This is a genomic window from Streptomyces fuscigenes (genome assembly GCF_021556455.1).
Lineage (GTDB): Bacteria > Actinomycetota > Actinomycetes > Streptomycetales > Streptomycetaceae > Streptomyces > Streptomyces fuscigenes.
On the sequence record NZ_JAKGCV010000096.1, the window covers coordinates 1 to 15,440 of the forward strand.

The 15,440-nt window shown below is 73.2% G+C and carries 11 protein-coding genes; 4 read left to right on the forward strand and 7 right to left on the reverse strand.

Annotation, left to right across the window (positions count from 1 at the left end; all coding sequences use genetic code 11):
- Positions 1 to 78: 78 nt before the first annotated feature.
- The gene (locus tag L1885_RS11215) at positions 79 to 2,115 is read right to left on the reverse strand and encodes a metallopeptidase domain-containing protein (protein WP_235796907.1); all 2,037 of its coding nucleotides are present in this window, start codon (positions 2,113 to 2,115) and stop codon (positions 79 to 81) included.
- Between the two features lie 550 nt (positions 2,116 to 2,665).
- Here L1885_RS11215 and L1885_RS11220 point away from each other — a divergent pair.
- The 3 genes from L1885_RS11220 (at position 2,666) to L1885_RS11230 (ending at position 6,133) form a co-directional block, all read left to right on the forward strand.
- Positions 2,666 to 4,147, forward strand: a complete 1,482-nt coding sequence (locus L1885_RS11220) for a M6 family metallopeptidase (RefSeq protein WP_235796908.1) — start codon at positions 2,666 to 2,668, stop codon at positions 4,145 to 4,147.
- Positions 4,148 to 4,515: 368 nt separating this feature from the next.
- Positions 4,516 to 5,499, forward strand: a complete 984-nt coding sequence (locus tag L1885_RS11225; protein WP_235796909.1) for a DedA family protein — start codon at positions 4,516 to 4,518, stop codon at positions 5,497 to 5,499.
- Positions 5,500 to 5,572: 73 nt separating this feature from the next.
- Entirely contained in the window at positions 5,573 to 6,133 is a 561-nt protein-coding gene (locus L1885_RS11230) for a P-loop NTPase family protein (protein ID WP_235796910.1), read from the forward strand.
- A 247-nt stretch (positions 6,134 to 6,380) separates the two neighbouring features.
- Here L1885_RS11230 and L1885_RS11235 read toward each other — a convergent pair whose 3' ends face one another.
- The 6 genes from L1885_RS11235 to L1885_RS11260 all read right to left on the reverse strand — a co-directional run bounded on the left by L1885_RS11235 (position 6,381) and on the right by L1885_RS11260 (position 12,887).
- Positions 6,381 to 7,385: a L,D-transpeptidase gene (locus L1885_RS11235; RefSeq protein WP_235796911.1), complete on the reverse strand. Its 1,005-nt coding sequence runs from the start codon at positions 7,383 to 7,385 to the stop codon at positions 6,381 to 6,383.
- Between the two features lie 564 nt (positions 7,386 to 7,949).
- A complete protein-coding gene (locus L1885_RS11240; RefSeq protein WP_235796912.1) occupies positions 7,950 to 8,165 on the reverse strand; it encodes an EF-hand domain-containing protein in 216 nt (71 codons plus the stop codon).
- A gap of 211 nt (positions 8,166 to 8,376) precedes the next feature.
- Positions 8,377 to 8,889, reverse strand: a complete 513-nt coding sequence (locus L1885_RS11245; RefSeq protein WP_308117308.1) for an ATP-binding protein — start codon at positions 8,887 to 8,889, stop codon at positions 8,377 to 8,379.
- A 345-nt stretch (positions 8,890 to 9,234) separates the two neighbouring features.
- Positions 9,235 to 10,005: an enoyl-CoA hydratase/isomerase family protein gene (locus L1885_RS11250; protein WP_235796913.1), complete on the reverse strand. Its 771-nt coding sequence runs from the start codon at positions 10,003 to 10,005 to the stop codon at positions 9,235 to 9,237.
- Between the two features lie 188 nt (positions 10,006 to 10,193).
- On the reverse strand, positions 10,194 to 11,381 hold the full coding sequence (locus tag L1885_RS11255) for a L,D-transpeptidase (RefSeq protein ID WP_235796916.1): 1,188 nt from the start codon (positions 11,379 to 11,381) through the stop codon (positions 10,194 to 10,196).
- A gap of 279 nt (positions 11,382 to 11,660) precedes the next feature.
- Positions 11,661 to 12,887, reverse strand: a complete 1,227-nt coding sequence (locus L1885_RS11260; RefSeq protein ID WP_235796914.1) for a L,D-transpeptidase — start codon at positions 12,885 to 12,887, stop codon at positions 11,661 to 11,663.
- 187 nt (positions 12,888 to 13,074) lie between these two features.
- Between L1885_RS11260 and glgX the strand changes: the two genes are divergently transcribed.
- A complete protein-coding gene (gene glgX, locus L1885_RS11265; RefSeq protein WP_372481918.1) occupies positions 13,075 to 15,408 on the forward strand; it encodes a glycogen debranching protein GlgX in 2,334 nt (777 codons plus the stop codon).
- Positions 15,409 to 15,440 lie beyond the last annotated feature (32 nt).

The window sequence follows — 15,440 nt, forward strand, 5'->3', positions numbered from 1 at the left end:
GGCCCGCCCCCGGACGCGCGAGGACCACCGGCGGCCGGGTGCCGCCGGTGGTCCGAGGTGCCGCGGGCCGGTGTCCGGTCAGCGCCGGACGGTGCAGCTCGCCGTGGCCGTCCTGTGCGGGTCGCTCTCGGAGCGGGCCGTGAGCGTCACGTGGCCGCTGCCGGAGGCGTGCGCGCCCGCGGCGACGGCGACGTTCACCGTCGTGTGCGCCCCCACCTCGGCCGTGGCGAGCGCGCTCGGCAGCTGGGCCCGCCATCCCGCGCCCTTGACGGTGGCCGAGAGGCGGTAGACGTCCGCGTTCTCGTACGCCGCCGCCTTGCCGCCCGCCCCGCTCGCGCGGCTGCCGGTGTTGGCGAGGCCGAACGTGCACACCGCGCCCTTGCCGCTCGCGTGGCCGCCCGCCGACCCCCGGGTCAGCGCCACGCCCCGCTTCTGGGTCCCGGAGCCGTCGAGGGAGCGCACCGCCACCGTGTACGACAGCTCGCCGGCCGCGGTCTTCTTGGCGCCGATGACGTAGAACTGCAGCCGGTTGGCCTTGTCCGTGTACTCGTAGGCGCTGCCCGAGCGGGTGCCCGCGTGGAACAGGCCGTCGTTGAGCTGCCGGTAGTCGCCGATCGAGCGCATCACCTTCTCGCCGTCCGGCCGGGTGAAGTCGACCATGTGGATGTCCTGCGGGTTGGCGTCGATCATCCAGCTGAAGCAGAGGAAGCCGCAGCTGTCACCCTCGTCGTCGAACGGCTTGTTCTTGGTGAGCATCACGCCGTGGTCGGGCGTGAAGGAGTCGGCCCCGATGCGCTGGACCGTCTCGATCGTGTAGTCGGTGAAGCCCGGGCCCGCGCACAGCGGATCCTTGTCGATGTCGCACGCCGGGGTCTTGTCGGTACCGAGGTCGACGCGGACGCCCTGGAGGTCGCCCTTCTTCACCTTCGCGGTCCTGGCCCGCACGTCGAACACGGCGAGGCCGTCGGCCGCGAGACCGGCCGGCGAGAGGTCGAGCAGCTGGTCGTCGTCGATGAAGCCGAGCTTCGTCCTGGTGCGAACCGTCTGCCCGGCGGGCATGGACGCGCCCTCGGTGGCCGGCACCTCCCACCGGTTGTGCGGGCCGCCGGGTCCGTTGAAGGAGCCGCGGTCGAGCACGTCGAACGGGCCGGTGCCCGCCCGGTGGTAGGGCTCCACGTAGGGATTGTTGTTGTTGTCGCCGATGTCGAAGGTGTGGGTGATCTCGTGGGTGATGGTTCCCGAACTCTCCCCCTGCCGGATGCCGGAGTTGCCCCACAGCTGCGATCCGGCCTTCCACGACGTGAAGCCGGTGTAGCGGCTGCGCACCGCGTTCGGCAGCGACGGGTCCGGCGGGCCCCAGTCGTCCGGCACGTCGTCCGGGGTCTGGAACTTCATCTCGCCGAACTCCTGCCAGACGGAGGTCTCGTCGTAGCCGGCGTAGATGCGCATCACCCGGTCGAAGGAGGCCGCCTGGTCGGGGCCGACGTCCTTCTTCCAGAGCGGATCGATGTCCTTCTCGATGCTCCCGTTGCAGGTGTGACCGGTCGGGCAGCCCGCGCCCTCCTGACCGATGTCGTTGAGGCCGTACTCGTACGACGGGCGGGGCGCGCGGTACTCGCCGAGCGGGACGAACTCGACGCCGATGCGGCCGTTCGTCTGCTCCATCCAGTACTCGTTGACCGTGCGGCCGTGGTTGAGGGCACTGGGCTTGTTGTAGAAGTCCGCGTAGAACTGGGCGATGTCGGAGCGCCCCACGGGGTCGATCTGCGGGTTGCCGAACGGATCGCTCTTTTTAGGCAGGGTCATGACAAATGGTTGATCCGGGAAGTCGACCCCCACCAGCGCGATCCTCAGCTTCTGCCGCGTCGGCTGGAGGTTCGGGTCCGCCCAGTTCGTCCCGGGGACCTTCTTGTAGTCGCTCCACGTCATGTCCTGCTGGTCCTCGGGGTGCTGCGGATCCAGCGGGGCGAACGGATCCGCGATCCGCGCCGCGGCCGGCGGCGCGCCCGCGGGACCCGCCGGCGCCGCGCCGGCATTGCCGATCACGGCTGCCCCGACGGTGACGGCCACCACCGCCAGCGTTCTCGCTCTTCGGCCGATCAGACCTGACCTCACGTGGCTCTGCCTCCTGAGCGTCGCCGTTGCTCTATCGTTCCATAAGCCGAACGGTCGGAGCGTAGGACGGGCGACACCCCAAGTCAACAGAAGCGACTGGCAGGCTTATTGTCCCGAACGAGGAGCAAGCAGGGGGCCCAGCAGGCCAGTTGCTGTTCCGTAAAGCGAACTACGGTGGGCTGACTGCGCGTACGAGAGGGCCGGGCCGGAGGATGGGGTGCAGGCGGTCCGCCGCGCCTGCCGGAAGGGGCTGCGCACCCGTCTCCTGCGTACCTGCCGGGAGGACGCGCGCACCCGTCGCCCCCGCACCTGCCGGAGCGCGCCGGGACCACTTGGCCGTACCGGACGGGAGGACACGCCGACCCGGTCGCGCCGCACCGGCCCGAGGGCCGTGGCGCCGTCCCGCGCCGTTCACCGATCCGTCGTGCGCGGCGGTCTTCCCCTCGCGGGTCTACGCGCGCAGAGTATCCCCGCACACCTCGCGCCGGACCGCCCCTTTCCCGGGGCACGGTGCGAGCCCATGTCCCCCGCCCCACACGGAGGTTGACGAATGTCGCGATCCAGAAGGTCCCGCCTGGCGGCGGTCGCCGCCGCCGCCTCGCTCGGCATGGCGGCGGCAGGCTCCCTCGCCGCCGCTGCGCAGGCCGCACCGGCCCCCGCCGCCGCTCCCCGCGCCGCCGCTGCCACGCACCGCGTCCTGTTCGACAACACGGAGGCCGAGACGGCGGGCAACGCCGACTGGGTCATCTCCACCAGCCAGCCCGACCCCCTGGGCGAGGACTCCTCGCCGTCGGCCGAGACGGACTGGACCGGCGCCCTCTCGTCCTGGGGCGTGGCACTCCAGCGCAGCGGCGGCTACACGCTCGACACGCTGCCGTCCGGCAGCACCATCACGTACGGCGGCTCCGGCGCGCTGGACCTGAAGAACTTCGACACGTTCGTCCTGCCGGAGCCGAACATCCGGTTCACGGCGGCCGAGAAGACCGCGATCATGAAGTTCGTCCAGAACGGCGGCGGGCTCTTCCTGATCTCCGACCACACCGGCAGCGACCGCAACAACGACGGCTACGACTCGCCCAAGGTCATCAACGACCTGATGACGAGCAACGGCGTCGACGACACCGACCCCTTCGGCTTCTCCGTCGACTCCGTCGACATCTCGTCCGGCACCCCCCGCGCGATCAGCGACAGCTCGAACCCGGTCCTGAACGGTCCCTTCGGCAAGGTGACGGGGTCCACCATCGCCGACGGGACCACCTTCACGCTCAAGCCGGGCGACAACCCGGCCGTGAAGGGGCTCGTCTGGAAGTCCGGCGCGAACACGTCGGGCACCACCGGCGCCTTCTTCGTCACCAGCACGTTCGGCAGCGGCCGGGTGGCGATCTGGGGCGACAGCTCCCCGATCGACGACGGCACCGGTCACCCGGGCGACACCCTGTACGACGGCTGGAACGACACCGGCGGCACGAACGCGGCGCTCGCGCTCAACGCCACCGCCTGGCTCTCGGGCGACGGCAGCACGGGCGGTGGCGGTACGACGCCCCCCGGCGGTGGCGGCGGGGACTGCGGCGGCGGCCAGCTGCTGGCCAACCCCGGCTTCGAGTCGGGCGCCACCGGCTGGAGCGCGTCCGACAAGGTCATCACGAACAGCTCGGACGAGCCGGCGCGCTCCGGCTCGTACAAGGCCTGGCTCGACGGGTACGGAGCGGCCACCACCAACACGCTCTCCCAGTCCGTGTCCCTGCCCGCGGGCTGCCCGGCGACGCTCAGCTACTGGCTGCACGTCGACACCGACGAGACCGGCTCGACCGCGTACGACACCCTGAAGGTGCAGGTGCTCAACGCGTCGGGCACGGTCCTCGGCACGGTCGGCAGCTGGTCCAACACGAACGCGGCCGCCGGTTACCAGCAGCACACCGCCGACCTCGGCGCGTACGCGGGCCAGCGGGTCACGCTCCGCTTCACCGGCACGGAGGGCTCGAAGCTCCAGACGTCGTTCGTGGTGGACGACACGTCCCTCACCACCGGCTGATCCCGCCCTTCCGCCGGCGTCCGCCCGCCCCGCACCCCCGCGGGGCGGGCGGGCCACGCGTCCCCGGCCAGGGGAGGGCCGCCCTGCGGCCCGGCCCCGTGCCGGCCCTGCCCAGCGCGGGCCCTCCGCCCACTCCCCCGCTCCGCGACCGGCCCGGTGATCACTTCGGTCCGCGTCCGGGCCGTCCGAAGCGTTACGGTGTGGAACGGTACGTTCCGCGATGTCTCCCACCGGTGTCCGGCGCCGCCGACCGGGCAGGAGGCCGGTGCGGGCGGGCGCCGGCCCGGGCCGGGTCCGCGCGGGAGCGCACCGCACGGCCCGGCAGGACCCGGGCATCCAGCGGGGACCCGAGCGAAGGAGGACGCCACGTGCTGTTGACGGCCGCCCCTCCGGACCTGCCCGGCTTCCTCGGTTCCATCGCCCCCGTCCTCGATCACTGGGGCTACCTGGCGGTCGGGGGCCTGCTCTTCCTCGAGGACTTCGGCATCCCCGTCCCCGGCGAGACGATCCTGATCGCCTCGGCGGTGTACGCGGGTGCGGGACGCCTGAACATGGCCACGGTCGTGGTGATCGCGGTCGTGGCGGCGGTGCTCGGGGACAACGTGGGCTACGCGATCGGGCGCTACGGCGGCCACCGGCTCGTCGACCGCTACGGGAAGTACGTCCTGCTGACGCCGGAGCGCGTGCGCAAGGCCGAGGACTTCTTCACCCGGCACGGCGGCAAGATCGTGACGGTCGCCCGCTTCGTGGACGGCCTGCGCCAGGCGAACGGGATCATCGCGGGCATGACGCTGATGCCGTGGCCGCGCTTCCTGCTGTTCAACACGCTCGGCGCGGTGCTGTGGGTGGGCACCTGGGCCACGGTCGGGTACTTCGCCGGCCAGCATCTGGACACCATCTATCCCCAGATCCAGCGCTACGAGCTCATCTTCGCCTGCCTGATCGTCGCCCTGATCGTGTTCATGGTGCTCCGCCGGCTCCGCCGCCGCAGGCGCGAGCGGCGCGAGGCGGCGTCGAGTGGCCACCACGACGACCCCCGCGGCGCGACGGCCGAGGACTCGGCGGACGACACTCCTGACGCGGCGGACGGCCAGGACGTCCCGGACACCCGGAACGCCACCGGCAGCGACGGCACCCCCGGCGCCGACGACAGCCGGGGCGCCAGGGATCCCGGACACGCGCCTCCCGGGGACGCGCCCGACGCCGCCCGTACCGCCGCCGGCGCCCCGGGCAGCACGCGGGCGCCGGACGAGCCCGTGGGCGACGGGCCCGGGAGCGAGCGGCACGGGGGCGGCCCGGATGACCCGGACGATCCGGACGGCGCGCGGGACATGGGCGGGCGCAGCCGCTGAAGGGCCGGCCGCCGGGCACCCGCACGCCGAAACCGGCTGTCGCGCCGGGCCGCCGCCGTGCCAGGGTGGGCGGATGGGGAAGACGGCCGGGGACACGGAGGCGCTGCTGCTCGGCGGCCGCGCCGGAGTGGGCAAGACGTCCGTGGCGTGGGAGGTGTCGGCGCTGCTGCGCGACGGCGGCGTACCGCACGCCCTGATCGAGGGCGACTACCTGGCCCAGGTGCACCCCGCGCCGCCCGGCGACCCGCACCGCTCGCTCCTCACCGCGCGCAACCTGGCGGCGGTCTGGGGCAACGCGGCGGCGCTCGGCCACCGGCGGCTCGTGTACGCGAACACCGTCGGTGTCCTGGAGCGGGAGGCCGGCATGTTCCGGAGCGCGATGGGCCCGGACGTCCGGCTCGTACGGGTCCTGCTGACCGCTTCGGACGCGACGGCTCGGGGACGGCTGGCGGGCCGGGAGATCGGGTCGGGGCTCGCCGCGGAACTGGAGAACAGCGCCCGCGGAGCCCGGCTGCTGGACGCCGAGGCGCCTGCCGGCACCGTGCGCGTGGCCACGGACGGGCGGACCGTGGCCGACATCGCACGCGAGGTGCTCGCGGTCACCGGATGGACCGGGGACCCGGCCGCCGGGTGAGGCCGCGACCGGGACACCGCCGCCGCGTGGAGTACGGGACGAGGCCGGCACGAGATCCGCGCCCGGGGTCCCGGGCATGGAAACGGCCCGGGAGCCCGCGCGCCTGTCCCGGAGGCCGGCACGGAAGCCCGCGCGCCCGTCCCGGGGGCCGGCACGGAAGCCCGTCCACCGGGTGACGCACCGGCCGCGGGCCGGTTCGGCGCCCGGCCCGAGGCGTGTCGCCCCGGGCCGGGGACACCCGTGAGCCTCAGGCGACGGTGGTGGCGGTCGCGCCGGCGCCGCTGTCCTTCAGCCAGTCCGACCAGGAGACGTTGTAGTCCGCGTAGCCGTTGTCACCGGGGGCCTTGCCGCGCGGCGAGCCGGTTATCGTGACCGGGTCGCCGGGCTTGACGTAGTTGAAGAACCACTTCGCGTCCGCCATCGACAGGTGCACGCAGCCGTGCGAGCCGTAGCTGTGGCCCGGGTAGGGGTCGCCGTCCGAGTAGTGGATGTACGTGCCCGAGTTCGTCAGGTGGACGTCCCACGGCAGCGTCTCGTCGTAGTAGTCCTTGGCGCCCTTCGTGCAGCTGATCCCGACGCTGCAGGAGGTCATGTGGACCTCCTTGGCCTTGTCGATGACGGCCATGGTGCCGTCCCACGAGGGCCACTGCGGGCTGCCCGCGTCGATCGGCAGGGTGCGGACGGTCGTCCCGTTCTTGGTGATCGTCATCGTGTGGCCCGGCACCGAGACCTTCGCCTCGACGTCGTCGCCGATCGTGAAGTCGTGCGTGTAGGCGTGCACGCCGACCCGCCCGTTGCCGTTCTTCACACCCGTCATGTCCGCGTCGATCTTGACCTTGGTGCCGCTCGGCCAGTAGTTCTCCGGCCGGAAGTCCACCCGCTTGTCGCTGAACCAGTGCCAGGCGCCCGTGACCGACTTCGACGTCGTCACCTTCAGGTGCTTCTCGACGTCCGCGCGGGCGGACTGCGCCACGGAGTCGGAGAAGACGACCGAGATGGGCTGCGCCACGCCGACCGTCCCGCCGCGCGGGGTGATCGTGTCGAGCAGCATCGGCGGCGCCGCCGGCTTCGACGGGCTCGGCTTCGCGTCCGGCTTCGACTGCGCGCCGCTGGAGGACTGCGCCTTGCCGTCCGACGAACCGGAGGCGTCCGAGTCCGAACCGCCCCCGCACGCTGTCGCTCCCACCAGCAGGGCACCGGCCAGCAGTGCCACCCCGATGTTTCTCCTGCGACGGCCTATGCCCACGCCCATACCTCAGCTCCCGCTCACACCACATGCGTTGTCACGCGTACGACATCTGTTGGGACGTGGGCCGCGACCTCGCAGTTCCCGCCTCTCGGCAAAGCGACGACAAAGGCCCGTCCGACGCCTGTGCGCCGGACGCCCGATGTGGTACGTCCGCCGCACCGGGCCACGCCCGACGGGCTCGCGCTCCACGCGTGGCGTCGCGGCCCGTGGCCCGCCACCGGTCGCGGGCCGTCGCTCGTCAGTCGTCAGTCGTCAGTCGTCAGTCGTCCGGCGCCTGCCGTCCGTCGGCCGAGCCGGCCGCGGCGCACGGGTCCACGTGCCGAACGGCACGCCCGCACAGGAGCCTTCCGCAGGGGCGCGCCCACGGCGCCGGGTCCGCGGTGCTCGCGTCCCGCCGTCCCGTGTCCCGTCTGCCCCTCCCCGGGCCTCCGATGCGTCGGCGGACGGGCGATCCGGACGCACCCGCCCGCGGCCGGCGCCCCCGGCCGGCGGGAGCGCCGGCCGCGGGCGGACCGGAAGCCCGGCGATCGGGGCCCCGCCGGAAGGAGGGGACGCCGCCCGCGGGGATCAGCTGTCGCCGCGGGAGGCGAGGAACTCCTCGAAGCTGAGGAGCCCGTCGCTGTTGGAGTCGTGGGCGTTGATGACCGTCTGCGCGATGGACTCGGTGACGTGGTGGTCGCCGAGCTGCGCCATCAGGCTCTTGTACTCGGCTGCGGTGATGAACCCGTCGCCGTTCTCGTCGAACCGGTCGAACGCCTTGCGCGCCTCGTCGATGTCCGCCACTGCTTCAGCCCCATTTCCTGTCGGGTCGTTGACGGGCAAAGATTATCGGCTCGAAGTCACCCGTTCGGCGGTTCCGGGCGTTCGGACCGGCCCGGCCGTTCGGACCGGCCGGCAGCCGCGGGGCCCGTGCAACTCGACACCCGGCCGTCCCCCGGCAGGATCAGGGCGTGGACGGGTTCGTCGGGCACGGCGGGACCGGGCAGCGGTGGGATCAGCGGTCCTGGAGGCGCATCTCGAACCAGGTGCTCTTGCCGCGGGGCAGCAGGTCGACCCCCCAGCGGTCGGCGAGCTTGTCCACGAGGTACAGGCCGCGGCCGCTGACGTCCGTGGGCTGAACCGGCATCAGGCACGGCAGCCCGCGTGACGGATCGCGCACCTCGATGCGGATCCATCCCCTGCGGCGCAGCATCCGCAGCCCGAAGACCCTGGCGCCGGTGTGCTGGACCGCGTTGCCGACGAGCTCGGACACGAGCAGCACCGCGTGCTCGGTGAGATCCGGGGACAGCGCCCACTGGCGCAGCACGACGGCGTACGTGATGCGGCGGGCGACCGCCGCGGATTCCGGAAGGGACGCGAGGCGCACCTCGGCCTCCGTCGGGTTGCCGTACAACTCCAGCGCTTGGAGCGCCTGGCCGTCCTCGACGGCCGGCGCCCGGCGCACGGTCACCGCACCGCCGAGTCGCCGCGACTGCTCCACATCCTCCAGGCCCGCCATGCCCTCCATCATGGCCGTCCCGGGGGCGCCGTGGGGCCGTTCCGAAGGATTCCACCCCCGGAACGCGAGATTCCGTGCAATTGCATCGGCATATGCCAAAGGCAGAACGGCACCCTCTACAGCCCACCTGACCTGCTTCTACACCTGGATTTCGGGGGATGAACAGCCCGATCGGAGGCTCTTTCTTAAGTTCCGTTTAAGGCGGCTCACGGCCCGGCGCGGCCCCGGCGCACGGGACCGCGCGGGACCGCACGGGGGTCACAAGGGGGCTGCGCCGGAGCATGCGCGGGGCGCACGCGGGGGCCCGCCCGGCGCCCCTTCCGGGCCGCCGGCGCGAGCCCCCGCGCGGGTGGGTCAGAGGAACTGCGCCTTGCCCGGCCCGTCCTCGACGAACGAGCGCATGCCGCGCTCGCGGTCCTCCGTGGCGAACAGTCCCGCGAACCACGTGCGTTCGATCGCGAGGCCCGACTCGATGTCGGTCTCCAGGCCCGCGTCCACCGACTCCTTCGCGGCGCGCAGCGCGAGGGCGGGGCCCTTCGCCAGCCGCTCCGCCCACTTCTGGGCCTCGGTGTAGACGCTGTCCGCGGGCACCACCCGGTCCACGAGCCCGAGCGCGAGGGCCTCGTCGGCCTTGACCTGACGCCCCGTGAAGATGAGGTCCTTCGCCTTCGACGGGCCGATCAGGCGGGCGAGGCGCTGGGTGCCGCCCGCGCCGGGGATGAGCCCGAGCAGGATCTCCGGCTGGCCGAGCTTCGCGTTGTCGGCGGCGATGCGGTAGTCGGCGCAGAGTGTCAGCTCGCAGCCGCCGCCCAGCGCGTAGCCGGTGATCGCCGCGACGACCGGCTTGGGGATGCGCGCCACCGCGGTGAAGGACTCCTGGAGCGCGCGGGAGCGCCGGACCATGGCCGCGTGGTCCATGTCGCGCATCTCCTTGATGTCGGCGCCCGCGGCGAAGACCTTGTCCCCGCCGTAGAGGATCACCGCACGCACGTCGTCGCGGTCGCCCGCCTCCTGGGCGAGCTCGCGCAACCGGTCCTGGATGGAGATGTCGAGCGCGTTCATCGGGGGGCGGTCGAGCCGGATCGTACCGACGCCGCCGGACACTTCGAGGGATACCGTTGCCATACGAGGCAGGTTAACGTCCGCTAACGACGGCGGACCCGGTGCGCCTGGTCACAGCGCTCCGGGTCCGGTGCCTTCCGGGCCGCGGACGGCAGCGGCAGGGGGGCCGCCCGGTACGGGGGCGGCCCCCCTGTCTCCTGCTCGGCCCGCTCGGCCTGCTCGGTCCAGTCGGCCTACTTGGTCCGGTCGGCCTACTTGGTCCAGTCGGCCCAGGACATGTTCCAGCCGTTGAGGCCGTTGTCCGGCGCGACCGTCTGGTCGTGCGAGTTCTTCACGACGACCACGTCGCCGATCAGCGAGTTGTTGTAGAACCAGGACGCCGGGGTGCCGTTGTCGCCCCCGCCGCGCTGGTCGTGCAGGCCGACGCACCCGTGGCTGGTGTTCTGCGAGCCGAAGACGCCGGTGCCGGCCCAGTAGTTGCCGTGGATGAACGTGCCCGACTGGGTCAGCCGCATGGCGTGCGGCACGTCGGGGATGTCGTACTCCCCGCCGAGGCCGACGGTCTGACTGTTCATCCGGGTCACCGGGTCCTTCTCGCTGATGACCATCTGCCCCTCCCACGTGGTGTGGCCGGGGCCGCCCGCGCTGATCGGGATCTTGCGGATCTGCTTGCCGTCCCGCACGACCCTCATGGTGTGGCTGTCCGCGTCGACGGTGGAGACCTGGCTGCGGCCGACGGTGAACTTCACCGTCTTGGCCTGCGTGCCGTACACGCCCGGACGCCCCTCGACACCGTCGAGGTTCATCGTGAAGGTGACCTTGGTGCCCGCCGCCCAGTAGTGCTCGGGCCGGAAGTCGAGCCGGTCGTTGCCGAACCAGTGGCCCTCGACGGGCACCGCCGGGTCCGTCTTGACGGTGATCGCCTTTTCGACCGCGGCGGGGTCGGTGATGCCCCGGGTGAAGCTGAGCGAGATGGGCATGCCGACGCCCACGGTGGAGTTGTTCTCCGGCGTGTAGTAGCCGATGAACGTGTTCTTCGGGACCAGCGTGGAGAACGTGGTGTCCTTGGCGGACACCCGGCCCTTCGCGTCCTTCGCCGTGGCGTGCACCTTGTACTTGGTGGAGGCCGCGAGGTGCTGGAGCGGCTGCCAGCTGCTGCCGTCGGCCGAGAGCTTGCCGTCCACGGCCGTGCCCTGGTCGTCCTGGACGGTGACCGCCGTCAGCTTCCCGTTCTGGACGCCGACCTGCAGCGCCCCGGTCGTGGCGACGGACGTGGCCCCGTCCTGCGGTGCGACCTTGACGACCGCTTCGGACACGTCGTCGGCGACCTTGGAGGCCGCCTTGCCCGCGCTCGCCTTGTCGTCGTCCCCGCCGCCCTTGCCCGAGGCGGCGCCGCCGCCCCCGCCGCAGGCCGCGACGGCGAAGAGCAGCGCGCCCAGGACGATGGCCAGCAGACCGGTGCGCCCGCCCCGCGGACGCGCTCCGGTCCCCGCAGCGCGGGTGCGCCGGTCCGGCGATACAGGTGGCTGCTTCACGTCGGTTGTCTCCCCTCGCACGGCCTGGCCCCGCCACGGCCCGCACTCCGGCGCGTGACGAGCGCACGCGCTTGGCGATAGATAATCACACCGAATACGGTGTGACGTTCATCCGCGTGTCACTGTTCCGTCTCAACCGGGAGGCGGCGGGCTGCTCCGCCGACGTGGAGGTATGCCCCGGGATCAGGCCGCCGAACCCTGCCGCCACGCGCTCCAGTTCATGTTCCAGCCGCTGAGCCCGTTGTCCGGCGACACGACGCGGTCGTCCGAGTGGACCACCTCCACCACGTCGCCGATCAGTGTGCGGTCGAAGAACCACCCGGCCGGCGTCGAGGAGCTGCCGCCCTTCACGTCCCGCAGGCCGACACAGCCGTGGCTGGTGTTGCGCGAGCCGAAGGTGTCGGGCGAGGCCCAGTAGTTGCCGTGCAGGAAGGTGCCGGAGGTGGTCAGGCGCAGCGCGTGGGGCACGTCCTTGATGTCGTACTCGCCGCCGAAGCCGACCGTGGAGCCGTTCATGCGGGTGACGTCGTACATCTCGGAGACGACCATCTTCCCGTTGTACGTGGTGCGGCTCGGCGCGCCCGCCGTGACGGGCAGGGTGGCCAGCAGCCGGCCGCCCTCGCCGCGCACCCGCATGGTGTGCTCGGCCGCGTCCACCGTGGAGATCTGCTGCCGCCCCACGGTGAAGCCGACCGTCTTGTGCTGGATGCCGTAGACGCCCGGCGCCGCCTGCACGTCCCTGAGCGCCATCGCGACCGTGACCTGCGTGCCGGGCTGCCAGTACTCCTCGGGCCGGAAGTCGAGCCGCCGGTCGCCGAACCAGTGGCCCGCCACCTCCACCGCCGGCTTCGCCGTGACGGTGATGGCGCGCTCCACGGCCGCGCGGTCCTTGATCTGCCGGTTGAAGTTGACGGAGACGATCATTCCGGTGCCGACGGTGGCCCGGTTCTCCGGGGTGAAGTAGCCGATGAACCGGTGGGCGGGCACGGCCGTGGTGAAGGTGGTGTGCCGGGCCGCGCGGTGGCCGCCGTCGTCGACGGTGACCGCCTCGACGCCGTACTTGGCCGCCAGCGCGGGGTGGGTGCCCGGCCGGGGTGTCCAGGTCCGCCCGTCGGCGGAGATCCGGCCCGGCAGGTCGACGGGGTCCGCGGCCTCGATCTGCCGCACGGCGACCCGTTCGAGCCTGCCCTCCGGCACGGTGACGCGGATCGGCGCGTCGCGGGCGATGCCCCTGGCGCCGTCGCGGGGCGTGACGCGGATGGTGTCGGCGGACGCCGCCCGGGGCGATCCGTCCTTGCCCGAGGTGTCGCCGGGGCCGCCGTCGCAGCCCGCGGCACCGGCGAGGAGGGCGGCCGAGGCGAGGGCCAGGGCGGCGGCGCGGGCTCCGGCCCGCTGCAGTAGCTGTCTCACGCCCCGCCCAACGACGGCGGAGGCCCGGGGAAACGTCGGGGAACGGACCATGACCCGGTGGAACGTGAGCGCGGGGCGCGCGCAGGGAAGAACAGGGGGGACAGCACGGAGGGAAGACCGAGCGGAGCGCCCGCGGCCGGATGCCGCGGCGCTGCGCGGGGGCCGACGAGCCGCGGGAGGCCGGCAGGTGGCGAGCGCAGCGGAGCAGGAGGAGCGGGGAGATCCCGTACGGGAGGCGGAGCGCGACGGCGCCCGCGCCTGGGGGCGCCCGCAGGAGCGGCCCCGGCCCGGCGGCCCTCCCCCCTACCGGCACGGTGATCCGCGCGCGGTGCTGCCCGGGGGCCCGGAGCCGCTGGGCGCCCGGTTCGGCACGGGGCCGGGCGGCGTGGCGGGCACGGGTTTCGCGCTGTGGGCCGGTGGCGCCGAGGCCGTCGAGGTGTGCCTTTTCCCGGCCGGGGACGGCGGACGGCCGGGCGGCCAGGAGGTCCGCTACGAGCTGACGGAGCAGACGGACGGCGTGTGGCACGGCTTCCTGCCGGGCGTGACGCCCGGCCAGCGCTACGGCTTCCGCGTGCACGGCCGCTGGGACCCGTGGACCGGGGCGCGCTGGAATCCGGCGAAGCTGCTGCTCGACCCGTACGCCCGCGCCGTCGACGGCGACTTCGCCCTGCCGCCCGAGGTCTACGGCCATGTGCGGGACTGGCCGCAGCAGCAGGTCGCCGACACCGTGCGCGACGAGCGGGACTCGGCGCCCCACGTGCCGAAGGGCGTCGTCGTGGCGGACGCGAGCCCCGGGGAGCGGGCCGCGGCCGGCCGGCGGCCGGGCACGCCGTGGGCGGACACCGTCCTCTACGAGCTGCACGTCAAGGGGTTCACCCGGCTGCACCCGGGGGTGCCCGAGGAACTGCGCGGGACGTACGCGGGGCTCGCGCACCCGGCGGCCGTCGAGCATCTGCGGGGGCTCGGCGTCACGGCGGTCGAGCTGCTGCCGGTGCACCAGTTCGCGCACGAGGACCACCTGCTGCGCCGGGGCCTGAGGAACTACTGGGGCTACAACTCCATCGGCTTCTTCGCCCCGCACGCGGGCTACGCGGCGGGCGGCACCGGGGGCGAGCAGGTCGGCGAGTTCCGGCGGATGGTGGGCGGGCTGCACGCCGCGGGCATCGAGGTCGTCCTCGACGTCGTCTACAACCACACGGCGGAGGGCGGAGGGCTCGGCCCGACGCTGTCGCTGCGGGGCGTCGACAACCGCGGCTACTACCGCCTCCCCCAGGACGCCCGCCGCTACGAGGACTTCACGGGCTGCGGGAACACGCTGCACGTGGTCCAGCCGCAGGTGCTGCGACTGATCACCGACTCGCTGCGGTACTGGGTGACGGAGATGGGCGTCGACGGGTTCCGCTTCGACCTCGCGGCCGCCCTCGCGCGCTCGGCGCCGGGCGACGTCGACATGCTGTCGCCGTTCCTGTCGGCTCTCGCCCAGGACCCGGTGCTGCGGGGCGTGAAGCTGATCGCCGAGCCGTGGGACGTGGGCCCCGGCGGCTACCAGGTGGGGGCGTTCCCGCCCGGCTGGTCCGAGTGGAACGACCACTTCCGGGACGCGGTGCGGGACTTCTGGCGCGGGTCCGCCCCGGACGTGCGCGACCTCGGCTACCGGCTGTCAGGGTCCAGCGACCTGTACGGGTGGGGCGGGCGGGGGCCGTCCGCCTCGGTCAACTTCGTCACCGCGCACGACGGGTTCACGCTGCGCGACCTCGTCTCGTACGAGCACAAGCACAACGAGGCGAACGGGGAGGGCAACCGGGACGGCACGGACGACAACCGCGCCTGGAACAGCGGCGCGGAGGGCGAGAGCGGCGACCCGGACGTGGGGGCGCTGCGCAGGCGCAGGCTGCGGGGCATGATCGCGACGCTGCTGCTCTCCACGGGCGTGCCGATGCTGGTGGCCGGCGACGAGATGGGCCGCACCCAGGGCGGCAACAACAACGCGTACTGCCAGGACAACGAGATCGGCTGGGTCGACTGGTCGCTGCTCGACGACCCCGACTGGGCCGCCCTGCACCGGCTCACGGCGCGGCTCGTGCGGCTGCGCGCCGAGCACCCGGTGCTGCGGCGGCGGTCGTTCTACTCGGGCCGGCCGCGCGGGCGCGACGGGGTGCGCGACCTGGCGTGGTTCACGGTGCGGGGCGAGGAGATGACCGAGGACGACTGGTACGCGCCGGGCCGGACGCTGACGATGTTCCTGTCGGGCGACGACATCCAGGGCCGCGACGAGCGGGGCCGCGACGTCGTCGACGACAGCTTCCTCGCCGTGCTGCACGCCGGCCACGAGCCGGTGGACGTCGCCCTGCCGGGGCCCCCGTGGGCCCGGGCGTACGAGTTGGTGCTGGACACCTCGCGCGAGGAGCAGGACACCGAGCCGGGCACGCGGTACGCGGGCGGTACGGCGCTCCCGGTCCCGGCGCGCTCGGTGCTGCTGCTGCGGGCGTGCCCGGCCGGCGCGCCGAACGGGACGGGGTGAGCGCGGACGCGGCCCGGCGGCGGGGGCGCCCC